Origin of the sequence: Ktedonobacter racemifer DSM 44963 (assembly GCF_000178855.1) — a bacterium.
Taxonomy (GTDB): domain Bacteria; phylum Chloroflexota; class Ktedonobacteria; order Ktedonobacterales; family Ktedonobacteraceae; genus Ktedonobacter; species Ktedonobacter racemifer.
This window is the reverse complement of sequence record NZ_ADVG01000003.1, coordinates 360,391-384,643: the sequence shown is the minus strand read 5'-3', so window position 1 is coordinate 384,643 and position 24,253 is coordinate 360,391. Positions and strand designations below refer to the sequence as shown.

Sequence of the window (24,253 nt, the reverse complement as noted above, 5' to 3'; positions counted from 1 at the left end):
TGATCTAGTGGTTGAGCAGGTCGCGTAGCACAACAGCGTTGTTGTGCTCGCTATCATGCGCGGAATACACGAGCGTTAGCGGCCCCTGCAATGCCATGTCGCTGAGGCGTTTGAGGGCGGCCTGCCCCTCTGGTGCCTTTAACTCTTCTTCATAACGGTGTCGGAACTCGTCAAATTTGGCTGGCTCGTGATTGAACCAGTGGCGAAGATCGTTGCTGGGTGCGATCTCCTTGAGCCAGAGATCAATATGCGCGCGCTCTTTCGTGAAACCGCGAGGCCAGAGACGCTCAACTAAAACGCGCGTGCCGTCATCTTTTTCGGGTGTCTCATAAATGCGTTTGATCGCGACCTGGTGACGTGCCATAAAATCTTGTTAGTCTCCATGAACTCTGCTATAGGGTCTCATTCTCGCCGTTGCTAGTGTAATCGTTTAGGCGAATCATCTTGATACATGTATGATACACGTAGAGTTGAGACGTAGGGCTTTGAGCGTCGCGTGGGGTGGTATTGCCGGTCTGCTTACCTAGACACAGCCACTCACCAGGTAAAGATAAGGGGTATGACGCAGATTTACCTGGATAACCAGCGGCTGGCTACTCTTGAGATTAAACCTTATCATGACGATTCCCCACGCACACATGCGGGGTCTTCTCAGGTGGCCTGCGTTTGCTGAAGGCTCTGTCCGAGCCAAAGCTGTTTTGAACTTGTCCCACTTTCATTTGGCCCAATTTAGCACCTGTTTTGAGGCACTGGTCAAGTACCCGTCCCCTTCAAGGGGACGGGCTTGCAGAAAGACTTACCTTTTGTGCTCCAGGCGCTGTCAACGGTGGTTGATTATCTGTTATCCTTTTAAGCCGCTTTGTGTATAGCCCTGGACTATGTAACGCTGAAAGAAGAGAAAGAGGAGCACCAGGGGGAGGATGCCGATGGCCGCTGCCATAAATATCTCATGCAGAATAATCGTCTGAGACGTCTCGAACGTAGAGATGACCACCTGCACAGTTTGACTCGAATCATTCTGCGCATTCACAAGAGGCCAGAGAAAAGAATTCCAATTGGCAATCAGCCCCGTAATACCGAGAGCCGCGAAAATGGGAAGCGAGTTCGGAACAACGATACGCCAATAGATGCCCCAATAGCCAAGCCCATCGACGTGCCCAGCCTCCTCAAGTTCCCGTGGAAAACTCAAGAAGAACTGGCGAAACAGAAAAGTCGTAAAGCCGCTAAACAGACTAGGAATAATCAAACCTTGTAATGTCCCGATCCAACCAATATATGAAACAACAATATATGTTGGGAGAAACGTGACCGCACCCGGAATCATCATCGTACCCAGAACCGCGCCGAACACAACAGTGGACCAGCGAGAAGGAATACGCGCCATCGCATAAGCCGCCAGCGAGGTGACAAGGACCTGCCCGACCGTACCCAGGACAGCCATCAACGCCGAATTTTGCAAACCAACAAGGATCGACGTATTGCTATCACTAAACAGCTCTTGAATATTCTCGAAGTGGAGTACAGTGGGAAAGAGAACACCAAGGCGAATATCCTGCTCAGTTGCCAGACTATTGCGCAGAATCAAGTAAAAGGGAACCAGAAAAAGCCCTGCCAGAAAAATGAGCAGCGCATAGCGTAGCACAACGCTCACAATAGACCTTACTGATCTGGCAGTCCTGACGGAACGCTTATCGGCCTTTTGCTTCGAAATAGTTAACGACATAGCCATTCCCTTTCTTCACGACTGTACTTTGCCAAAGCCGAACACTTTTGCCTGCACAACAGTAAACACAATAATAATGACTGCGAGAACGATTGCACCTGCGCTCCCACGACCATAATCTTGCGAACCCAGAGCGACCTGGAAGATATAGAGGAGTGGCGGTCGCCCCTGAGACGCATTGCCGCTGGACGCCGTACTTCCCATAATATTGTAGAACTCGTCGAACGCTTGATAGGCCGCAATCAAGTTCAGAATCAGGATGGCAACCGACGTATTACGCAGCAAGGGAAAGGTTATATAGCGGAAAGAGGTCCAACCACGCCTGGCACCATCGACCGTAGCGGCTTCATACAGTTCTTGCGGGATCGTTTGCAAGCCTGCAATGAAAAGTAACATATAGATGCCAACCTGTATCCAGAGACGGAGCGAGACCAGTACAATCCAATAGTAGGGGGGATTTGGGCTGGAAATCCAGGTGTTAATAGGATTCATATGCAAGGCGATCAAAATGGTGTTGGCAAACCCTGTAGAGAGACCATTGAAGATATCGAGCTTCCAGATGAGCGAGGCCACGACATAAGAACAGGCCGTTGGAAGAAAGAACACGGAACGGAAAAATGGCTGGGCAAAACGAATACTGTTGACCAGGAGCGCAAGTCCAAGCGAAAGCGCAAAAGTGGTCGGTATAATGAAAAGCGCGAAGAGCGTGATCGTGACCAGAGCTTGCTGATAGGCTGTATCATTGAGCATGCTGGCATAATTGGCCAGGCCCACAAATTGCGTTGGGGCAATGGTGCTGCGGGCATCGAAGAAGCTGAGGACGATGCTCCAGAGAATAGGGATATAGACAAACACCGCCAGGCCAACCAGGAGAGGGGCCGCAAAACTCCAGAAGGCGAGCTCAGTCTTGAGACGTTTTCGTCGCGTAGAGCGTTTCCCTCTCTGTTTCACGTCCAGAGGAGCCTCTGGTTGAGCAGATGAAATGACTTTGGTGGACTCCATGCAGCTATCCTCCTGAAAGGCACCTGTAGCTATGAACCAGTACATTCAGTCCAGTACACTGCCAGGCATTGATACGACCATAGGCTAGCAGTGGAGCATGAAACATTCCTCCAGGAATGTTTCATGCTCCACCGATAAAACTACTTTACAATCCTTTGTAACTCGGCCTGGCACTTTGCTTCTGCTTTCGTCAGCTCAGTTTTGGCATCGGCACCATTTTTGACGATATTGGTGACGGCATCTGTTAGGGCTGTACCCATGGTCGTATCCCAGGCGGGAGGATTAGGCTTACCATATTTGTTGAGGATACTTACAGCATCTGCGGCTGGACCGCTTTGCAACTTGGTTGCGCTGGCCGCGGCGCTCTTGCGCGGTGGAAGATGGAAGCCGTAATTCAGGCTCCAATCCTGCTGATCTTTCGTATTCTCAATCCAGAGCCATTTTGTAAACGCTTTGGCCTCCTGCACATGCTTCCCTTTGGCTGCAACCATAGCGCCCCAACCACCAGAAAATGTCGCTGGGGTCCCTTGTGCATCAAGTTTTGGCCAGGGTACGACTCCAAAGTCATCACCAAGACCTTTGATAATAGCCGGCATTGACCATAAGCCACCCCACTGTATAGCAGTCGCTCCACTAATGAAAGCGCCAGGGTCCGCCCAGTCAGTGGTATAACCCAGCAGCAGACTCTTCGACTGATAGAGCTCGCGCACCTTTTTATACGCCAATACAGTCCGATCATTATTGAACACGATCTTATTATCCGCCGTCAGAAAGTCGCTACCAGCAGACCAGGGAGCGATCTGTTGCAATGCACCAATGCCACCATCGTTCCCAATGAAGAGGCCCTTCTGATTGCCAGTCGTCAGCTTGTTCGCCGCATCGATCAACTCATCCATAGTCTCAGGTGGCTTGACTCCAGCCTTTGTAAGGATACTTTTGCGGTAGTAGAGCAAACCAGTATCTACAATCATTGGAATGGCATACACTTTTCCGTTGTAGGTGTAAGGGATGAGGCTGGAAGCGGAAAAGTCATCTTTCATAGGAGCAAGGATATCATCCAGTGGCTCAATCAATCCTGCATTCACCTGATCTGCATAAAGCCACCCTTCAAAAGTATCAGGGGGATTCCCACTCAATAAGGCCGCATTGAGAGGAGTGAAATAATCTCCAGGTTTCCAGACGAGGTTGATGGAGGTTTGCGTGTACTCCTTTGCGTAACGCTTGGCGGCCTGCTCGGTGCCCGCTTCACCGTACTGGTGATACCACTGCTGTAACACCAACTGGCCATTACCACCGGTACTCCCCGGCGTGGTGTTACCACAGGCAGCCAGAAAAGCGGCACTCGCCGCCGCTGCGCCGGTGGCCTGTAGAAAACGTCGGCGGTTGATTCTATCGAGAATTGTTTGAGTGTCCATGAAGAAGCTTTCAACCTTTCTGCATCATCGCAAATAAACGTAGCAATGTAAATGGCCCTTGCCAGTAAAAGCCCTGACACGCTAGATGCGTCTGTCGCAGCAATTATAAATTGATTACAAGACAGTCGTACCGTCGAGCGGTCAAGTTTGCGTCTTGTTGAGCGCATCTATGTGCTCCCAAAACGCCCGGACACACGTGAGACATTGGCAAACAAAAACGAAAAAGCCATCTCCTTTCTGTTGAGAATTCAGGGGTGAGCGGGCAAGATGAAAAAGCGATGAAGAACCAGAGCCGCAGCCCCACGCGCCCAGCTTTCGTAGCCAACCAGCGGCTCAACCAGCAGGCGTAGATTTTTTCCTAACTGGGAGAAGAGATTCTGTCGTAGTACGGCTTCCATAGACTGGAACATTGCCGGTGCGACAAAAACTCCCTCGCCCGTGAGAACGATACTCGCGGGGTTCAGGACATTCACCAGGTTGGCCAGGGCAATGCCCATCAGTTCACCGCTGTGTTCAAAAGCCTGCGCGGCCAGTTCATCGCCCCCCAAAGCCAGTTCGAGTAATTCATGAATCACGCGCTCCTCGGAGCGCACAGCCCGATCCGAGGAGCTGTCGAGAGGCGTATTGAAAGGAAGTGTTTTCTTATAGTTGTGCTCGAGATAATTGGCGATGATGCCGCGAAAGGAGATATACTCCTCCAAACAGCCACGTTTGCCACATTCGCAGCGCCGGCCACCAGGAATGGCTACCATATGGCCAAACTCGCCGGCCCCACCGGTCGAACCGTGATAGACCTCGCCGTTGAGCACCAGGCCCAGGCCCACGCCGCGCCCCAGGACGACCGTAAAAAAGTTCTCATCGCTACTTCCCCAGCCAAAGAGCCTCTCGTAGGTCGTAATACAGCTCACATCGTTATCGATGACCACAGGAAACCCCAGACGCCGACTAAGTGGTTCGGCCAGCTCAATAGAGTGCCAGTCCAGATTCCAGGAATCGATGCAGATGCCATTTTGCGCGTCGATATAGCCAGAGAGCGCGCAGCCAAGCCCGATGACCAGGTCTTTCTCGACCCCAGATTGGACCAGCAGATCGTTCGTCATCCTGACGATGTGTTCCAGAGCCTGGGCACCTTGATGTCTGAGCACAGTATCCCAATGGAGCGAAAAAACCACATCGCCGCGTAAGTTGACAACCACTCCGATGCATTCAAAGCTCCGTACCATCAGACCAAGGGCAAAGCCCCCTTCGGGGTGCAGGTCCAGCAACGTCGCCTTGCGCCCTCCTGTCGATTCCGCCGGGCCACTCTCCACCACAAAATGTCGTCCGATAAGATCTCCAGTCAAACCGATCACCGTAGCCAGGCTCAGACCCGAAAGTTCGGCCAGCTGGGGGCGCGAGATCGGCGCATTTAGCCGAATCAAATTCAGCAAGTTATTTTGATTAATGGCGCGGATCAACCTGCGATCCGCCGGCACTGCTTTCCCCTGCATCGTTTTTCTACCCCGAAACTTCCTTTAGTGATTGAAGTTAGGCAGAGTATACCCGTGAAAAAAGCTGGTGTCAAGCCCTCAATGCTCTGAATTTCAACCACTGCCTGCGTTCTCTGCCCTGAACTCTCCGGGAATACAAGCGACCATAGGAGCAGAAAGGGCTTCTCCTTGACAAGGGAACCCTTTCTCAGTATTCTTATCAGTATACTTAGTTTAATCACTGATTAAACTAATCGGTCACTGTGCTTGTATGGGAAGAGCACGAGGCTCTTGTCATTGGCCGCCACAAGGAGGTATTTTTTATGTCTCAACGTCAGAGAACGATGCCCCGACTTCTCTTTGCCCTCACCATTTTGCTCTTATCTGGTAGTCTGCTGACCATTGCAGCCTGGCATCAGGGAAGGACGCCTGTCGCCCATGCTGCAACCAATGTCACCAATGGTTTGGGCCAGACACCGTACATGGGCTGGAGTAGTTGGAGCCTGGAATCCACCAATGCCAGCGGATATGGGACGAGTTGGCTAACTGAAGCGAATGTCAAAACGCAGGCCGATGCCCTCCATCAAAAGTTGCAGGGGAGTGGATATCAGTATATCAACATTGATGCTGGTTGGTGGATGGATTATAGCTGGAATCCTACCTTCGATTCCTTCGGACGCCCGGCCCCTTTCCCAGGTCGTTTTCCCGATGGCATCGCGGCTGTTGCTGACTATGTCCATCACTATGGGCTGAAACTTGGGATCTATTATGGCGCGGGCATGGACCTTGCCGTCTACAATAATAACTACCCTATCTATGGCACAAACTGTCACACGCAGGACATCGCCGTCCAACCATTGACAAGGACCAATGGTTGGCAGGGATCGTATGCCATCGATTATAGTAAGCCCTGCGCCCAGGCCTACATTAACTCGATTGCCGATCAATTCGCGAGCTGGGGCGTCGACTTCATGAAGTTGGACGGAGTCACACCGGGTTCGTTCATTAATGGTGCGAGCGCCACCGACAATCGTTCAGATGTTCAAGCCTGGTCACAAGCGCTGCGTCAAACAGGGAGGCCGATCCAGTTTGTCCTCTCCTGGTCGCTGGATCACAACTTTATCGATACCTGGCAGCAGAATTCCAACGGCTCGCGCATCGATACCGATGTCGAATGCTACTGTAATTCGCTGGTGACCTGGGATAACTCGGTCAAACAGCGCTTCACCGACGTCGTACCCTGGATCTCTGCTGCCAGGCCGGGTTATTGGAACAACCTGGATTCGCTGGATGTGGGTGTAGGTAGCATGGATGGGCTGACGAACGCTGAGAGACAGACCTATATGACCTTCTGGGCCATCGAGGCCGCTCCGCTCTACAGTGGGGATGACCTGACAAAGCTGGATAGCTACGGCCTTTCCCTGCTCACCAACAAAGATGTCATCGCCATTGACCAAGCAGGCAATCCAGCCAAACCGGTTGCGCTGTCCAGCAATCAGCAGGTCTGGTATGCCAAAAATGCGGATGGCAGCTATACAGTCGCGCTCTTCAATCTCGATAACACCCCCCAGACAGTCACAGCGAACTGGAGCGATCTGGGCTTCGTGGGTAAGGCCCATGTACGCAACGTCTGGACGCATGAGCAACTGGGCCAGTTTGAAAATAGCTTCAGCGCTGCGTTACCCGCTCATGGCTCCCGTCTCCTCAACATCCAGCCAGATTTCGTCACTTCGGCTCCACCACCTCCCACGGGCAATGCCATCTCCTACGAGGCGGAGGCATCAACGAATACCATCGGTGGAAATGCAACCGTATACGACTGCACGGCCTGTTCTGGAGGCAAGAAGGTTGGCTATCTGGGTTCCGGTGGCTTTGTCCAGTTCAACAATGTGAGTGTAGCCAGCGCAGGTCTCTACACCCTGACGATTTATTACCTTGACGGAGATTCCCAGAGGCCAGCCTACCTCAGCTTCAATGGAGGCACAGGGGTACTGATGGATTTACATGGCAATGGCAACTGGGGGAGCGTACAGTCGATGCAAATCCCGGTTCAACTGCAAGCCGGGAATAACACCATCAAGTTTGATAATCCCACAGGTTATGCTCCTGATCTAGACCGCATCGTGGTTTCCCCTATCGTGAAGACGACCTCTTATGAAGCGGAAGCCTCCAGTAATACTCTGAGCGGAGGAGCATCAGTGGTCAGTTGCTCGGGTTGCTCTGGTGGTCAGAAGGTCGGCAATCTATTGCTGGGTAGCTCCCTGCAATTCAACACAATTACTGTGGCTAACGCGGGTGCCTATAACGTCACGGTCTATTATGTTGATGGTTCCTCTGGTCGCCAGTTGAACGTCAGCGCGAATGGTGGCTCGGTGCAAACTCTGTATACCAATGGCACCAATGATAATAACTGGGACCATGTGCAGTCTGCGGTGATTCAGCTCGACTTGCAGGCAGGAACAAATACGATCCTCTTCGCAACCACTGCCTCGATGTATGGGGCTGATATCGACCGTATTACGGTGTAGTGTTTCCTGGCGAGGAAAGGTTGCCTGGCGAGCCGATCGGCTCGCCAGGCAACCTTCATCACTTGTCCAAGTTGCCAATTGAAAGGAGCCGATACGCATGTACCAGGCACAGGCAGCAGGTGTTTCACAAGACAAACCTCCGCTGAAATTATGGTATCGCCAACCGGCCACACAATGGTTAGAGGCACTCCCGGTGGGTAATGGACACCTGGGAGCGATGATTCATGGTGGAATCGGCGAGGAGGTGTTACAACTCAACGAGGACACACTCTGGTCAGGCGAGCCATATGATACGGACAACCCTGACGCCGTTACCCTTCTGCCTGAACTCAGGCGCTTGATCCTGGAAGAGCGTGACTACGTGGCAGCTCAGGAGCTTGCGCACCGTATGCAAGGTCCTTATAACGAATCGTATCAGCCGCTCGGATATGTGCGCCTGAAGTTTGAGCAACGGGGCGAGGTCCAGGCATATCAGCGTGCATTGGATCTGAACACTGCGTTGGCGACGGTACAGTATAAAGCAGGTGATATCCTCTTCTCGCGAGAGGTGTTCTCTTCGGCTGCGGATGATCTGCTGGTGATACGCCTGACCAGCGATACTCCTCACGCTCTTTCCTTGACAGCCCACTTAGAGAGCTTACATCCGTTTACCTGCGCGCCTGCTGGCTCGAATAAGATCAGGATGACGGGCCGCTGCCCCAGGCACGTTGATCCAGACTACCTTCCTACAAGTGATCCTGTTATTTATGACCACGGCGAAGACGGCCATGGTATGCGCTTTGAGACACAGCTCCAGGCCATGGTTGAGGGAGGGCGGATCTCTGCGGACGTAGATGGTGCACTGCGGGTGGAAAACGCGCATACTGTGACCTTCTTCCTTTCCGCGGCTACCAGTTACCGTGGGTTCGCCTCTCGTCCGGACCTCTCTGCTCATGTATTGGAGCAGCAGTGTACAACCAGACTTGCCGTGGGAATGAGCAAAGGATACGAAGTACTGCGTGCAGCGCACATCAGCGATTACCAACGTTTGTTCCAACGCGTGACCCTTGATCTGGGTAGGAGTGATGGGGAAAACCTCCCCACTGATGAGCGATTAGTAGCGGTACAAAAGGGGGCCAGCGATGATGCTCTGCTAGCCCTATTTTTTCAGTATGGTCGCTACCTGCTTATCTCCAGCTCACGTCCAGGAACGCAGCCCGCGCATTTGCAGGGAATCTGGAATGATCACGTACGACCTGCCTGGAGTAGTAACTGGACCATAAATATGAACACCCAGATGAATTACTGGCCTGCTGAAACCTGCAATCTGGCGGAATGTCATTCCCCCCTGTTTGATCTCTTGGAAGAGGCCAGCGTGAGCGGGGAACGAACCGCGCAGGTCTATTACGGTTGCCGTGGCTGGGTCGCCCACCACAACATGGACCTGTGGCGAAATACCGCCCCTGTTGGCAATGGGAGCGGCGATCCGCAGTGGGCAAACTGGAACATGGGAGGAGCGTGGCTTTGTCAGCATCTCTGGGAACATTATGCCTTTTCGGGTGATCGCTCGTTTCTCTCCCAACGCGCCTACCCGATAATGAAGAAAGCCGCCCAGTTTCTGCTCGATTTCCTGGTGGAAGACAGGCAAGGGCACCTGACAACCTGTCCTTCGATGTCGCCCGAAAACCTCTTTATTACTGAGAGTGGAGAGTTGTCTGGTGTCAGTGCTGGTTCAACCATGGATATCGCCATCACTCACGAACTGTTTACACACTGTATTGCAGCAAGCCAGGTATTGGACATTGACCAGGGATTTGCGCATGAACTGGCGCAAGCACTTGCTCGTTTGCCGCAGCCAGGGATTGGCAGCTATGGGCAATTGCAAGAGTGGAACGAGGACTTTGCAGAGCACGAGCCTGGTCATCGTCATATGTCACACCTGTATGGTCTCTATCCTGGTGAGCAAATTACATTGGAAAAGACGCCAGAGCTATTGCAGGCAGCACGCAAGTCACTAGAGCGCAGACTCGAACACGGAGGAGGGGCCACTGGTTGGAGTCGAGCCTTGGTAGCCGCACTCTGGGCGCGGTTGGGTGAAGGCGATTTGGCCCATGAGCATGTAATCCAGTTGCTCAAAGATTTGACTGCTACAAATCTCTTCGATTTGATTTATCAGCATCCTCCCATTATCTTCCAGATTGATGGCAACTTTGGAGCGACCGCTGCTATCGCTGAGATGCTGGTGCAGAGCCATGCTGACGAGCTTGCTATTTTGCCTGCCCTTCCGCATGCATGGAACGAGGGATACGTATGCGGCTTGCGTGCTCGTGGCGGCCTTGAAGTCGATGTGGAGTGGAGCAATGGGCATGCCACATCCGTCGTCCTGCGCGCAGAACAAGATGGACGCTTCCTGCTACGCCTTCCTCAAGGCCAGCAACCAGTAGCAGTAAAAGATCAGAGCGGTCAACAGGTTCCATGGACCAGTGAGCGTGGTCGCGTCGTCCTTGCGGTGCAACGTGGAAAGAACTATACAGTGAGCTTTCGCTAAAGTGCGTACTCGAGCATATTGGTGAGGCTGTGGTGACTGTATGACACATACAAAAATTCAGCGCTACCAGGTCTTACAACGTGATGTCGATGACAAAGCGCGTGTAAGTGCGAACATTAACTGTCCTCCGTAGATTAGATGGAAGGCGGAAAGGGGCTGCACTCCAGTTCCTGCAAGAAGCTTGCCTGATAGACAAAATAAACAAAGACAACATATCTCTTGTTGAAAGGAGCCGATACGCATGTACCAGGCACGGACAGCACGTGTTCTACAAGACAAACCTCCGCTAAAATTATGGTATCGCCAACCAGCCACACAATGGTTAGAGGCACTCCCGGTGGGTAATGGGCACCTGGGAGCGATGGTTCATGGTGGAATCAGCGAGGAGGTGTTACAACTCAACGAGGATACGCTCTGGTCAGGCGAGCCATATGATACGGACAACCCTGACGCCGTTACCCACCTGCCTGAACTCAGGCGCTTGATCCTGGAAGAGCGTGACTACGTGGCAGCTCAGGAGCTTGCGCACCGTATGCAAGGTCCTTATAACGAATCGTATCAGCCGCTCGGATATGTGCGCCTGAAGTTTGAGCAACGGGGCGAGGTCCAGGCATATCAGCGTGCATTGGATCTGAACACTGCGTTGGCGACGGTACAGTATAAAGCAGGTGATATCCTCTTCTCGCGAGAGGTGTTCTCTTCGGCTGCGGATGATCTGCTGGTGATACGCCTGACCAGCGATACTCCTCACGCTCTTTCCTTGACAGCCCACTTAGAGAGCTTACATCCGTTTACCTGCGCGCCTGCTGGCTCGAATAAGATCAGGATGACGGGCCGCTGCCCCAGGCACGTTGATCCAGACTATCTTTCTACAAGTGATCCTGTTATTTATGACCACGGCGAAGACGGCCATGGTATGCGCTTTGAGACACAGCTCCAGGCCATGGTTGAGGGAGGGCGGATCTCTGCGGACGTAGATGGTGCACTGCGGGTGGAAAACGCGCATGCTGTGACCTTCTTCCTTTCCGCGGCTACCAGTTACCGTGGGTTCGCCTCTCGTCCAGACCTCTCTGCTCATGTACTGGAGCAGCAGTGTACAACCAGACTTGCCGCGGGAATGAGCAAAGGATACGAAGTACTGCGTGCAGCGCACATCAACGATTATCAACAGTTGTTCCAGCGCGTTACTCTTGATCTTGGTACCAGTGATGGGCAAGAACTGCCCACTGACGAGCGTTTAGCAGCGGTACAAAAGGGGGCCAGCGATGATGCGCTGCTGGCCCTGTATTTTCAGTACGGTCGCTATCTGCTCATTGCCAGTTCACGTCCGGGAACGCAGTCCGCGAATTTGCAGGGAATCTGGAATGATCACGTACGACCTGCCTGGAGTAGTAACTACACCATCAATATTAACACCCAGATGAATTACTGGCTTGCTGAAACCTGCAATCTGGCGGAATGTCATTCCCCCCTGTTTGATCTCTTGGAAGAGGCCAGCGTAAGTGGGGAGCGAACCGCGCAGGTCTATTACGGTTGCCGTGGCTGGGTCGCCCACCACAACATGGACCTGTGGCGAAATACCGCCCCTGTTGGCAATGGGAGCGGCGGCCCGCAGTGGGCAAACTGGAACATGGGAGGAGCGTGGCTTTGTCAGCATCTCTGGGAACATTATGCCTTTTCGGGTGATCGCTCGTTTCTCTCCCAACGCGCCTACCCGATAATGAAGAAAGCCGCCCAATTTCTGCTCGATTTCCTGGTGGAAGACAAGCAAGGGCACCTGACAACCTGCCCTTCGACTGCCCCGGAAAACCTCTTTATCACTGAGAGTGGGGAACTGTCCGGTGTCAGTGCTGGTTCAACCATGGATATCGCCATCACTCACGAGCTGTTTACACACTGCATTGCAGCAAGCCAGGTATTGGACATTGACCAGGGATTTGCGCATGAACTGGCGCAAGCACTTGCTCGTTTGCCGCAGCCAGGGATTGGCAGCTATGGGCAATTGCAAGAGTGGAACGAGGACTTTGCAGAGCACGAGCCTGGTCATCGTCATATGTCACACCTGTATGGTCTCTATCCTGGTGAGCAAATTACATTGGAAAAGACGCCAGAGCTATTGCAGGCAGCACGTAAGTCACTAGAGCGCAGACTCGAACATGGAGGGGGGGGCACTGGTTGGAGTCAAGCCTGGGTAAGCGCGCTCTGGGCGCGGTTGGGTGAAGGCGATTTGGCCCATGAGCATATGATCCAGTTGCTCAAATATTCGACTGCTGCAAATCTCTTCGATTTGATTGATTTGCAATCCCCTCTTATCTTCCAGATTGACGGCAACTTCGGAGCGACCGCTGCTATCGCTGAGATGCTGGTGCAGAGCCATGCTGACGAGCTTGCTATTTTGCCTGCCCTTCCGCATACATGGAACGAGGGATACGTACGCGGCTTGCGTGCTCGTGGTGGTCTTGAAGTCGATGTGGAGTGGAACAATGGACATGCCACATCCGTTGTCTTGCGCGCAGAACAAGATGGACGCTTCCTGCTACGCCTTCATCAAGGTCAACAGCCAGTATCGATAAAAGATCAGAGTGGTCAACAGGTTCCATGGACCAGTGAGCGTGGTCGCGTCGTCCTTGTGATGCAACATGGAAAGAACTATGCATTGAGCTTTCGCTAAAGTGCGTACTTGAGCATATTGATGAGGCTATGGTGACAGTATGACAAATGCAAAAATTCAGAGCTACCAGGTCTTCCAACGTGATATCGATAATAAAGCGCGTGTAGATCAAGAAGATGGACAGGTGATTGTATTACCCGTTGGAGGTCCTTACACTGTAGGAAATGTGCAGAATATCCTGGTAGGGGATCTGTGGGTGCTCGCGGGACAGAGTAATATGGAAGGGGTTGGAAATTTAACTGATGTTGAAACACCTTCGCCATTTGTGCATTCGTTACAATCACGCGAGGAATGGGCGATGGCCGAAGAACCGCTCCACTGGCCGAACGAGTCGCCACGCATTATTCATCATAAGCTGATGGGCGCTGACGCTGTGCCTCATCCCTTGCCTTCGCATGATCCCATGCGCACAACAGGAGCGGGCCTGGGCTTAGCCTTCGCGAAGGAGCGCTATATCCGGACAGGGGTGCCGATTGGACTGATCCCTGCCGCTCATGGTGGAACTTCTCTGGAACAGTGGGACCCGGAGTTACGCGAGCAGGGGGACGCATCGCTCTATGGTGCATTGCTCAAGCGAATTGAGGGCGTTGGTGGCAAAGTGGCTGGCGTGCTCTGGTACCAGGGCGAGAGCGAGACGTCCTCCTTAGAAAATATAGAGCGCTATCATCGCCGTATGCATGCTTTGTTGAAGGCTCTACGCCGTGATCTTCAACAGCCTGATCTGCCGTTTTACTACGTGCAGATCGGCTGTACTGTGTCATATGACGCGGATGCCAAAAATTGGAATGGCATCCGGGAAGCGCAGCGCACATGGCCTCTCCTCCTGTCCCACACCGCGATGGTTTCGGCGATTGACCTTGAGTTGGATGATTCGATCCATATAGGTACTCAGGGACTGAAACGGCTTGGGCGCCGCCTGGCGGATGTGGCTGATGGCCTGCCATCACCTCAATTGATAGGAGCGACGTTTGAGGCTGAACAATCTCGTATCCGTGTCGCATATCGCTATGTTCGTGGCGGCCTCCATTCGAGTGGTCGTCCATCAGGTTTTTCTTTGCGTGATCGTAACGAGAGAGAATTACCCCTTGTGCATAAGGTGTCCTTGGACGAGAATGCCGCTGTTTTACATCTTATCGACCATCCTCTCCCACCTGATACGTTTTTATGGTATGGTTGGGGCTTGAATCCCTACTGTAACCTCACCGATGCTGCGGATGCCGCTCTTCCAGCTTTTGGCCCACTCCCGTTGTGACACTCCGCGAACCACAGGATGAACGCGAATGCGATATTCATCAATTAAGCCAAGCCTGGTGAAAGAGTGGATTAAACGAGCACTCCCATCAATGACCGGGGATGAATCGCCACGATCTCTGTAAATGGGAGTGCTAAAACAGATACTATCCTTTCACTGCGCCCGTAATACCACGAATATAGTACCGCTGCAGAAATAGGAAGACCACGATGATTGGAATGGTCGTAATCAGCGATCCTGCCATACGCACGTTCCATTGTATGACCGTTTGCAGATCCAGGTCCTTTAACTTCAGTGGCAGGGTATACCAGTCATCATTGTTGATGACGATCGAGGGCAAGATATAGGAGTTCCAGGTGGAGACAAAATTGAGAATGCCTATTGTCGCAATGACTGGCAGCGAAAGCGGAAGGAAGATGCGCCAGTAGATGCCGAACTCGCTGCAGCCATCAATGAGTGCCGCATCGTGCAGTTCTTGGGGCAGACGTGCAAAATAGCTACGGAAGAGGAGTATAGTGAGCGGACCTGCTCCGTTGATCATTGGCATCGTTAGCCCTATATATGTAGAGAACTGCGTGGCATCGCGTCCTGTCAGTCCCAACGCCACCAGAATTTTCACGAGTGGAATCAGCACACTTACTCCCGGCACCAGTAGCAACGCCAGAAAACCAAGAAAAAAAAGCTCGCGCCCCCAGAAGGTGGTTTTGGAAAAACCATATCCCGCCAGCGAGTAAATCACAACCACCCCGAAAATAACCATCAGCGTTATCACCGCACTGTTGGTGAAATATTTCCAGAAGTTTAACTCGTTCCAGACCTTGATCAGGATATCAAAACGTACATCAGTGGGGATCAGCGATTGGCTGGTGAGCACCTCACGATTCGATTTAATGCTTGATGAAACCATCCATAGAAAAGGATAGACGCTAATTAGTGCGTATCCGAGTAGCAGTACATAGGCAAGCGCTGAGGGCAGGGCCCGTTTGAATTTTCCGAGTGTGGAGGACTCAGTAGGCCGCTCTGAGCCTGACAATGCAGCGTTTTTCATCGAAAAACCTCCTCTTGAGAATATTAATCTTTTGCACGGAAAATACGCAGATTAGCAAGAGAGATGATAAAAACGACGAGAAAGAGAATCCATGACATGGCACTGGCAACACCCAACTGCCGCTGATCGCCAAAGCCGTAGTTAAAGATTTGTAATCCAACCACCGCTGTATGCCCGGCTGGCCCCCCATTGGTCATCAGATACACCTGCTCATAATTCTGAAGCGTCCCGTTAATACTGAGGATAACAATTATCACCGTGATGGGGCGCAAAAGCGGCCAGGTGATATTCCATAATACCTGTAGCGCATTCGCTCCATCAATGCGCGCCGCTTCAAAATACGTGCTATCGATTGTCTGTAAACCTGTCAGGAAGAATAACATCGCGATCGGTACGCCTGACCAGATCATGACAAGCATTAAAGCTGGCAATGCCCGCGATGGATCCCCCAACCATCCTCCTGCTGCCTGCAACGACCCCAGCCCAAACGTTTTAAGGACGGTGTTCAGTAACCCATCTGATTGATAGATAAAACTCCAGACATAAAAGATCGCAATGCCCGCCGTTACCATCGGCAGCAGAATGATGGTGCGTAGCAGCGACTGGCCCCGGATAACACGGTTGAGCGCAATTGCCAGCGGGAGCGCGATAATTATAGTACCCGCTGTTACCACTACCGCCATGATCACGTTATTTCCAATCGATTGCCAGAATAACGCAGACATTGTCGGATTTTGATACAGAAATTCACGGAAATTATCCAGGCCCACAAATTGACACATTGGGTAGTCACATGCAGGCGGCAGAAGAGAAAAACCTCCAAAGCCATTCCAGCGAAAGAAACTAAGTGCAATAGAATAAATAACGGTGTATAAACCAAAGATAAGGAATACAATCAATGCTGGTACGATAAATAGAATGTTACTTTGTTTTCTCAATGCGCGTATGATACGCCTGCTTCGTGGCACGCCTGTTGTATCCCACGCACGTAAATCAGGCTTGGTGTCGGGACTGCTGTGGGTTTGAAGCATAATGATGTCCTTCTCCTGTTTCTGAATGATTTATGCATGACCGAGAGCAAGCAGCGCTCTCGGTCATACCTATCGCTGGACCTATGCCAGTGTGTAACGGACGATTACGATCCTCCCGCTGCCTTCCACGCTGCTTTATTAGCAGTATCGGTCTTCTGTGCTAGCGCCGATGGGGTGGTTTCACCAGTGATAAACTTTTGTAACCCGACGTCAAGGACGCTCTGCATGTCCGACTTTGGCTGAGCCTGGCTCTGGTTAAATGGCGAGTCCGGGCTCAATCCTTTCAAGAGACCGGGCAACACCGGGCCGACCGCCGCGGGATCATCAGAAATCTTGACTGCTGGCAAGTCTCCGACGATCTTGGCGAATTTTGCCATCTCGTCGGACGATGTCATAAACTTGAGAAACTGCAACGCTTCTTGCTGATGCGTTGAATTTTTGGCAATGCCAGCATCAATCAAGGAGATCGCGCCGATCTTCAATTGACTGTACACCGACCCCTGCAGAGCCGGAACGGGGAAGGGGATAATATCCGATGCCTTCATCCCCTGCTGCAGCAGGAAGCTGAGGGTATAGGTGCCCCCGATATCAAAGGCAGCTTTCCCCTGTGAGAACGCAGTGTCTCCCGGATCGATATCGGTGTTGAGGATATCGGGTATCCAGAGCTTGTTGGTGGAGACCTGATTCATCCAGTTCAGGACACGCATCGAACATGGGTTTGTGAAGCTGTCCTTCCCGTTATAAATGGCATCATAGGTGTCGACGCCGCAGCTGGTCATCAGGAGCGGGCGGAAGAGCCAGTTTTCAAGTACACCGGTATTCTTGACGCCCGTGACCAGTCCCGCTGTCCCCGTCTTGGATTTGACGGTCTTCATCATATCCAACCACTCTTCCGCTGTCTTGGGGAGGGTGTTGGGGTCTAGTCCTGCCTGCTGCAGTAGCGTTTTGTTCGCGTACACAAAGAATGACTGCCCCGCCATGTAGGGTACGCTAAAGCTCTGCCCAACCTTGAGGTTCTTGTACGTACATTTGGGGTCCTTCTGACAGCTCTCGAAGACGCTTTGCGTGAGTACAGAAGTTTTGGTATACGTACCTGGCATAAAATTCTTCTGCCATGAACTGTCCACTTTGCCTGTCAGGTCCTCCAACAGTCCGCTGGCTGCCAGATCCCATTGGCTTCCAGCCCAGTACGAGACAATATCTGGCAGTTGTCCCGATTGCCCCGCCGTCGTAAGTTTAGTGCGATAGGCATCATCAGGATTATATGCTGACACCTTGACGCTAATACCGGTTTTGCTCTTAAAGTCGTCCGCGATTGCCTGCAAACCGGGGATATGCGCGACTTTCCATGTCCACATGGTTAGCTGTGCGGAAGAGTCTGAGGCAGCGCTTCCTCCACAGGCCGCCAGCAACACGCTAAATAATAAGAGACACATACTGAGTAACCGTGTCCTCCTGGACATAGTGACCTCCTTTGGGGTAAAGCATGCCGTCCAAGCGGGTTGAGCCATCTAATAACAGCATTCCCCCTTGTTTTTTCTGCATGACAATAGAAAATACAAATCTAAAGATCAGGAGTGATTTGTAAATAGGTATCCCCATCAAAACAAATTTTGTGAAGAGCATCATCATGGCAGGATGTCTTGAATTGAGCCCATCAAGTCGTCCCTGCCTTAATGTGTATCTCCCTGGATGCTCAGAGAGTAGATGAGGAATGAAAGAAGTGTATGATGGAAACAAGCAGGTGATAGACCTCCTTTGGTACCGGCAGCTATACGCATGTCGAGCAACATTGCTGATATAACTAAAGTATGTCCAATAAATTTGGTTTTGTCAATATTTGTTGGCTACAAATTTGCACCAACAAAACCAGACAAATACGTGCGAAAGACACCGAGAAATCATTCAAACACGTGTATCTAAAAACACGGGATTTGCGCTTATGCCTTTAATGAAACCGCTTGCTACAGCTCAAATCTTCAAAAAAGCGCCGCCATTTTACCGTAGATGACTGGCATATTTGCATGGAATATGCTATGCTCTCTCCAAGACTTTGTATGCTTGTATATGGCTGCTCCGGCAATCGCAGAATTATGCAATACCCTACAATACTATGCCTGGTGGCTCTTTAAGGATGGTTCACGTGACGCTGAAGCTGAATAAACACGAAAATGCAACGGCCCTGCACCGCCAGTTGCTCACCTATTTCCGTGAGCGTATTCTCGATGGACGCCTTCCGGAAGGAACACGTCTCCCTACTGAGTTGGAACTGGCTGCAGAACATCAGATCAGCCGCGATACCATTCGGCACGCGCTTGGTCAGCTCGTCGAGGAGGGATTGCTCGAGCGCGTACCAGGACGCGGTACCTTTGTACGTCGCCCTTCTGCTCTCCCTCCAGTAGAAAATATATCTGCCCTGGACAAACGGATTGGGATTGTCTTAAATAGACCCGCTGGTTCCCAACTGAATATGGATATTCTTATCGCGGTAGAACAGGCTGTCAAAATGGGCGGCTATCATGCGAGTTTTACCTATGCCGAAGAGAATCAGATCCAGCTCGCGCGCGACATCAAGCGTTTGCGTGCAGATCATGTTAAAGGCTTAATTGTCTTCCCTATCTGCGATACGCTCTACGAAGAGACTATCTGGCGGCTGCAAGAGGAGCATTTCCCGCTGGTTCTCATCGATCGTTATTACCCTGCGCTGGAGACTGATTATGTTGGATCAGATAACGTCGGTGGGGGGTTTCGCGCGACCGAACATTTGCTCATCCTGGGGCATCATCGCATTGGCTTCTGCCACTCCCCTATCGAAACAATCCAGACCACTTCGGTGCGCGATCGCTGGGAAGGTTATCGCAGAGCTCTTCAGGAGTATGGCATCTCATATGACGAAAGCCTTGTTGTACCGAACAAGCAGGTGCCGAAAACCGAAATCATTGATCTCTATGCAGCTTTACTCCGGCGCCCCGACCGACCGACCGCCATTTTCGCCGTCAATGATCTTACGGCATTGGATGTGTTGACTGCTGCGCAAATTTGTGGCCTGCGTGTACCTGATGATCTGGCCCTTGTGGGCTTTGATGATCTGGACTTTGCCCCCCGCGTCCATCCCCCCCTGACGACGGTTAATCAGCCATTGACCGATATCGGGTTATACGCCGGAAAACTTTTGATCAATCGCATTGAGGGCCAGACTGGACCCTCAAAACATATCGAACTTCCTACCCGTTTGATCGTGCGCTCTTCGTGTGGAGCCCGCCTGCACGTCAAAAAGTCTACATCTACGACTTAATCCGATGTGCAAGTTTTTGAACGAAGCGACTAACGTCCCCAATTGAAGGGGAGCGTTGCCCAACTCTGAAAACAAGCGAGACGCCTCCGGCGTCGAGGTATCCTGAATAATCACAAACGAGGAAAGGATTAAAGATGGTAGCCATCAGGGATGTTCGAACTATTTTAACGATGCCAGACGGCGCAAATCGGCTGGTGATCGTCAAGGTCGAGACCACTGAGCCGGAACTCTATGGCCTGGGCTGCGCGACCTTTACGCAGCGTCCCCTGGCTGTGCGAAGCGCCGTGGAGGAGTATCTAAAGCCATTTTTGCTGGGAAAGGATGTCCACAGCATTGAAGACCTGTGGCAAACGATGTGGGTCAATTCCTACTGGCGCAATGGACCAGTGCTCAACAACGCCATTTCAGGCGTAGATATTGCCCTGTGGGACATCAAGGGGAAGCTCGCTGGTATGCCCATCTACCAACTGCTAGGAGGAAAGTGCCGCGAAGCCGCGGCGGTCTACCGGCATGCAGATGGGAAAAACGAGGCGCAAGTGCTAGAGCGCGTCCAGGCATTGATGGAGCAGGGGTATCACTACATACGCTGTCAGATGGGGGGCTATGGAGGTAAGACTTCGCTCAACCAATCACCAGAGCAGGCACAGCCAGGGGCATACTATGACCCGGCCGCTTATGCGCGCAGTATACCGCGGCTCTTTGAGTATATACGCGAACACATTGGCTTCCAGGCAGAATTGTTGCACGATGTTCACGAACGCCTGGCGCCCATTGAGGCCATACACCTGGCGAAGAGGCTAGAGCCATACGAATTGTTCTTTCTTGAAGATCCCCTGCCACCGGAGCAGAGCAGCTGGCTTGAGATGCTGCGGCAACAGTGCGCCACGCCCATCGCGATGGGCGAATTGTTTAACAACCAGCATGAGTGGATGCCATTGATTACCCGGCGCCTGATCGATTTCATCCGCGTGCATATAAGCCAGGTTGGTGGACTGACACCGGCCAGGAAATTGGCAACCCTGTGCGAAGCCTTTGCTGTGCGTACTGCGTGGCATGGACCAGGCGATACTTCACCGGTTGGGCACGCGGCGAACCTGCACCTGGATCTAAGCTGCCATAACTTCGGCGTACAGGAGTGGAGTGGCTTCAGTGAAACTGTGCGCGAGGTCTTTCCAGGGTGCCCGGAAGTGCGAAACGGCTACATGTATCCCAACGAGCGGCCAGGACTGGGTATTGCTATCGATGAGCAACTGGCCGCGCGTTATCCCTGTTCAGATGGGCCACCACAGTGGACTCTGGCGCGCACACCAGATGGCACCGCGGCGCGACCGTAGGGCCGTGCTTTTTTGTACGATTATGAATCTACGGCATCAGATGCGGCTAGCTTCTCTGTCCACTGATACTGTGGATTGTAGCCTAGCATCTCGGCGGCACACGCTCCGTCGAGCAAGGACCAGCGCGGAGGCCGATTGCCAGGGCGACGCGAGACGGTGGGGAACCAGCGATCCAAAAGCTCATCTGTAGGAAGCTCTGACGTCGTATCGTTGGAGGTAATGTAGAAAGGATAATGTCCCTTAAACGACGCTGTAAGCGCGAGCTGGCAGGCCTGCGCGACATCGCGAACGTCGACATACGACCACAACAGGTGTGCGGAAGCCCCGGGATCGCGCCTTACATGAGCGAGAATACGGGAAATGTCAGCCTCATTATGCACAACGGTAGAGATCCGCAGGCTGGCCGCGCTGCCACCAGTACGGCGACAATAGGCGGCGGCAATGTCTTCTCCGTTCGCTTTAGAGAGGCCGTAAGCATCTTGGGGTATGAGGGGATGCTGCTCATCAATGGGGAGATAGAGAGGCTCAGACCAGCGATGCTGGTAGGGGAAGCCCAAAGCCGAAACACTGGAGGCGCTGACCACGCGCTCAATCCCCAGTTGAGCAGCGGCCTCGAAAACGTTGAACTGGCCCATAATGTTATTGCGATAGACAATTTCAGGCGGTCGGCCGGTGGGAGCGGGAATAGCGCCGAGATGGACAACCGCATCAGCGCGCGCCAACGCTCCAAAAACCTGGCCGAGATCGCACAAATCAACCGTAATCATGGGCGCATCAGAAAAACGCGTCCCTTGCTGGTCCACTCCAACTACCGCGAAACCTTGTTTCAGGAGGTGAGTGACAACTATTCGACCAAGGCGACCATTTGCACCTGTAACTACAACGCGCATAATTGCTCCTTTGTGAATTTCTTAATTTTACATTACAACATTCTTTATGGTAATGTAAATGCTTTAGGCAGATTTTTATATATTTGAGGAGATAAGAGTTATAGCTTTAAGGCTTTCGAGAGGTGGCTATCAGTCGCGATGGCAGAGGTAACTGCTACGCCTCCTTCAGCCACAGAGACAATGGTCACCAAACAGCATGTAGAGCGCTACAAGCATCTGAATCGAGTGATCTCTAACGAGTGAGGGCTTTCCACCTTCATCTGTGTATAAGCGCATTTGAGTAGATTTAGAAAGGCCGAAAGAAAGGAATCTTTACTAATGAAACCTATTGAATCTAAGTTTGCTGCACAACTATATACTGTGCGTGAAGAATTAAAAACAGATTTCCCCAATGTTCTGAGGGAACTAAAAAAGATGGGATGGGCGGGTGTGCAGATTTCCGGGTTGCATGGATATGACCCGAAGGAGATTGCCAGCGTATTAGATGAAACCGGATTAGGAACAGCCGGAATGCACATTCCGCTACAAAGACTCACGGATGATTTGGAGCAGGTTCTCGAAGAAGCTCGTATATTTCATACCCGCGACGTCATTTGCCCCTATTTACCGCAAGAATATCAGAATGCCGAAGGGTACACATTGGTTCGACAGCGTCTCAACGAGGTTGCCCGGAAAGTTGCAGATCAAAACGTCCGTATAAGTTATCATAACCACAACTTCGAGTTTAAGACGCTTATCAATGGGAAATCGGCTCTGGAATATCTCTTGGAACCATCCAACACAAACGCGGTTCTGGCAGAAATTGATGTCTACTGGGTCAAAAAAGGTGGGAAAGACCCCGTTTCATTTATCAAGCCATATGCCAACAGAATGCCGATCATCCATCTAAAAGATATGACAGCAGATGAAAGAGAGACGTTTGCTGAAGTGGGCACAGGGAGCATCGATTTCAATGCGATACTTCGCTGGGGCGAGCTATCCGGCGTGGAATGGTACGCCGTTGAGCAAGATGTATGTTCGGGCAATCCTATGGATAGTTTACAGATCAGCCTGGAAAACTTACGCAAATTGGCTCTATCATTAGCGTGAGGTCTATTGAACTCGCTCCGGATTCGGGCAGGCGCTGCCTCGAAGCGTTGGCCTGCCCGGATCCAGAGCGCGTCTGCCCGTAATACCTTGATTTCTAGAGAGAAGGAATCACGCTCCAGAGCTTACCATCTGGCAGCCGGGCGGCGTTGCAGTTCGCCTGGTGAGACGCCTCGGATCTTTTTAAAGACTTTCAAGAAATAGTGATAATCATGAAAACCGACTTGTGCTCCTACTTCCTTGATTGGTTTACCCATCACCAGTAATTCCGCTGCGATGTCGATGCGCAGGTGCTGTAGCTTCTGATGAATGCTCCTGCCAAAGTGCTGCCGGAAGACACGATCCAGGTGTCCATAACTATATCCTAACTCCTCCGCGATCAATTCACTGTTAACATCCTGCTCGATATGCTCTCTGAGGTAATCCATGACACGATAGGCCAGTCGCTTCGGCCTATCTTGTTCACTCCCCGTGTAATCCTGCATGGCGCTCAATTGTGCGAGGATCGCGGCAACCTGCACGTTTATCTGCGCGGGGGACAACACGGCAAAGTCCACAGCGCGCTTGAGAAAGCGATACAGGTTAAGATATGAGATATCGGGTGGTATGCGTCCCAAGACAGGCAAGCTCAACATTTGAGACTCGTAACCTCCCCCTCTCGTCATGAAGTGGAAATAGATTACATCGAAGCTTGTCCCGCTCTGTATCCCATAATGTCGCACATATGGCGGCAGAAGATAATAGCTATTCGCGCATACGTTTATTTGGTCCTGACCCACCTGTAAACTCGTCGCACCCCTCGTTAACATACCAAGCACCCAGAAATCCAGCACACGGTCAGAGTGCAGTGTTTCGTCCTGCACAAAACCCATACTCAGAACTTCTGGTTGCCCATCAAGTCGATAGATCGAGCCGGACATGTTGAAATTTTCCACCTTTGCGTTGAGAATCTACATTGTGCCTCATGCCTACGCCCTTTATC

18 protein-coding genes are annotated in these 24,253 nt (G+C 51.9%); 7 read left to right on the top strand and 11 right to left on the bottom strand.

The annotated features are described in order from the left end of the window. Positions 1-4: 4 nt before the first annotated feature. From KRAC_RS30705 to KRAC_RS30685, 5 genes are all read right to left on the bottom strand, one after another. Complete coding sequence (locus KRAC_RS30705; RefSeq protein ID WP_007914090.1) at positions 5-364, bottom strand: DUF488 domain-containing protein; 360 nt, start codon at positions 362-364, stop codon at positions 5-7. Positions 365-841: 477 nt separating this feature from the next. Further along, positions 842-1,723: a carbohydrate ABC transporter permease gene (locus KRAC_RS30700; RefSeq protein WP_007914088.1), complete on the bottom strand. Its 882-nt coding sequence runs from the start codon at positions 1,721-1,723 to the stop codon at positions 842-844. Between the two features lie 15 nt (positions 1,724-1,738). After that, positions 1,739-2,725, bottom strand: coding sequence for a carbohydrate ABC transporter permease (locus KRAC_RS30695; protein ID WP_007914086.1), 987 nt, complete (start codon positions 2,723-2,725; stop codon positions 1,739-1,741). Between the two features lie 140 nt (positions 2,726-2,865). Beyond that, complete coding sequence (locus KRAC_RS30690; protein ID WP_007914085.1) at positions 2,866-4,140, bottom strand: ABC transporter substrate-binding protein; 1,275 nt, start codon at positions 4,138-4,140, stop codon at positions 2,866-2,868. 248 nt (positions 4,141-4,388) lie between these two features. Next, positions 4,389-5,630 (bottom strand): ROK family protein, encoded by a 1,242-nt coding sequence (locus tag KRAC_RS30685; RefSeq protein ID WP_007914084.1) that lies wholly within the window; start codon positions 5,628-5,630, stop codon positions 4,389-4,391. Between the two features lie 302 nt (positions 5,631-5,932). On the opposite strand from KRAC_RS30685, the gene KRAC_RS30680 reads away from it, so the two are divergent. The 4 genes from KRAC_RS30680 to KRAC_RS30665 all read left to right on the top strand — a co-directional run bounded on the left by KRAC_RS30680 (position 5,933) and on the right by KRAC_RS30665 (position 14,587). Next, the gene (locus KRAC_RS30680; protein ID WP_007914080.1) at positions 5,933-8,137 is read left to right on the top strand and encodes an alpha-galactosidase D; all 2,205 of its coding nucleotides are present in this window, start codon (positions 5,933-5,935) and stop codon (positions 8,135-8,137) included. Between the two features lie 97 nt (positions 8,138-8,234). Next, positions 8,235-10,664 (top strand): glycoside hydrolase family 95 protein, encoded by a 2,430-nt coding sequence (locus KRAC_RS30675; RefSeq protein ID WP_007914075.1) that lies wholly within the window; start codon positions 8,235-8,237, stop codon positions 10,662-10,664. A gap of 241 nt (positions 10,665-10,905) precedes the next feature. Beyond that, complete coding sequence (locus KRAC_RS30670; RefSeq protein WP_007914066.1) at positions 10,906-13,335, top strand: glycoside hydrolase family 95 protein; 2,430 nt, start codon at positions 10,906-10,908, stop codon at positions 13,333-13,335. Positions 13,336-13,375: 40 nt separating this feature from the next. Continuing rightward, on the top strand, positions 13,376-14,587 hold the full coding sequence (locus KRAC_RS30665) for a sialate O-acetylesterase (protein WP_007914064.1): 1,212 nt from the start codon (positions 13,376-13,378) through the stop codon (positions 14,585-14,587). Here the strand turns inward: KRAC_RS30665 and KRAC_RS79780 are convergent. The 4 genes from KRAC_RS79780 to KRAC_RS30650 form a co-directional block, all read right to left on the bottom strand. Further along, complete coding sequence (locus KRAC_RS79780) at positions 14,498-14,713, bottom strand: dihydrofolate reductase family protein (protein WP_420795842.1); 216 nt, start codon at positions 14,711-14,713, stop codon at positions 14,498-14,500. The genes KRAC_RS30665 and KRAC_RS79780 overlap by 90 nt on opposite strands. A gap of 19 nt (positions 14,714-14,732) precedes the next feature. After that, positions 14,733-15,635, bottom strand: coding sequence for a carbohydrate ABC transporter permease (locus KRAC_RS30660; RefSeq protein ID WP_007914062.1), 903 nt, complete (start codon positions 15,633-15,635; stop codon positions 14,733-14,735). Positions 15,636-15,658: 23 nt separating this feature from the next. Beyond that, the gene (locus KRAC_RS30655) at positions 15,659-16,666 is read right to left on the bottom strand and encodes a carbohydrate ABC transporter permease (protein ID WP_007914060.1); all 1,008 of its coding nucleotides are present in this window, start codon (positions 16,664-16,666) and stop codon (positions 15,659-15,661) included. A gap of 104 nt (positions 16,667-16,770) precedes the next feature. Further along, positions 16,771-18,129, bottom strand: coding sequence for an ABC transporter substrate-binding protein (locus tag KRAC_RS30650; RefSeq protein WP_007914058.1), 1,359 nt, complete (start codon positions 18,127-18,129; stop codon positions 16,771-16,773). 680 nt (positions 18,130-18,809) lie between these two features. Here KRAC_RS30650 and KRAC_RS30640 point away from each other — a divergent pair. Both KRAC_RS30640 and KRAC_RS30635 read left to right on the top strand, forming a co-directional pair. Continuing rightward, a complete protein-coding gene (locus KRAC_RS30640) occupies positions 18,810-19,961 on the top strand; it encodes a GntR family transcriptional regulator (protein WP_007914054.1) in 1,152 nt (383 codons plus the stop codon). A 134-nt stretch (positions 19,962-20,095) separates the two neighbouring features. Then, a complete protein-coding gene (locus KRAC_RS30635) occupies positions 20,096-21,295 on the top strand; it encodes an enolase C-terminal domain-like protein (RefSeq protein ID WP_007914052.1) in 1,200 nt (399 codons plus the stop codon). A gap of 20 nt (positions 21,296-21,315) precedes the next feature. Here KRAC_RS30635 and KRAC_RS30630 read toward each other — a convergent pair whose 3' ends face one another. Continuing rightward, positions 21,316-22,185, bottom strand: coding sequence for an NAD-dependent epimerase/dehydratase family protein (locus KRAC_RS30630; protein WP_007914050.1), 870 nt, complete (start codon positions 22,183-22,185; stop codon positions 21,316-21,318). A 318-nt stretch (positions 22,186-22,503) separates the two neighbouring features. On the opposite strand from KRAC_RS30630, the gene KRAC_RS30625 reads away from it, so the two are divergent. After that, positions 22,504-23,274: a sugar phosphate isomerase/epimerase family protein gene (locus tag KRAC_RS30625; RefSeq protein ID WP_007914047.1), complete on the top strand. Its 771-nt coding sequence runs from the start codon at positions 22,504-22,506 to the stop codon at positions 23,272-23,274. A gap of 122 nt (positions 23,275-23,396) precedes the next feature. Here KRAC_RS30625 and KRAC_RS30620 read toward each other — a convergent pair whose 3' ends face one another. Then, positions 23,397-24,191 carry an AraC family transcriptional regulator gene (locus KRAC_RS30620; RefSeq protein ID WP_007914044.1) on the bottom strand — a complete coding sequence of 265 codons (795 nt, stop codon included), beginning with the start codon at positions 24,189-24,191 and terminating at the stop codon, positions 23,397-23,399. Between the last annotated feature and the right edge of the window lie 62 nt (positions 24,192-24,253).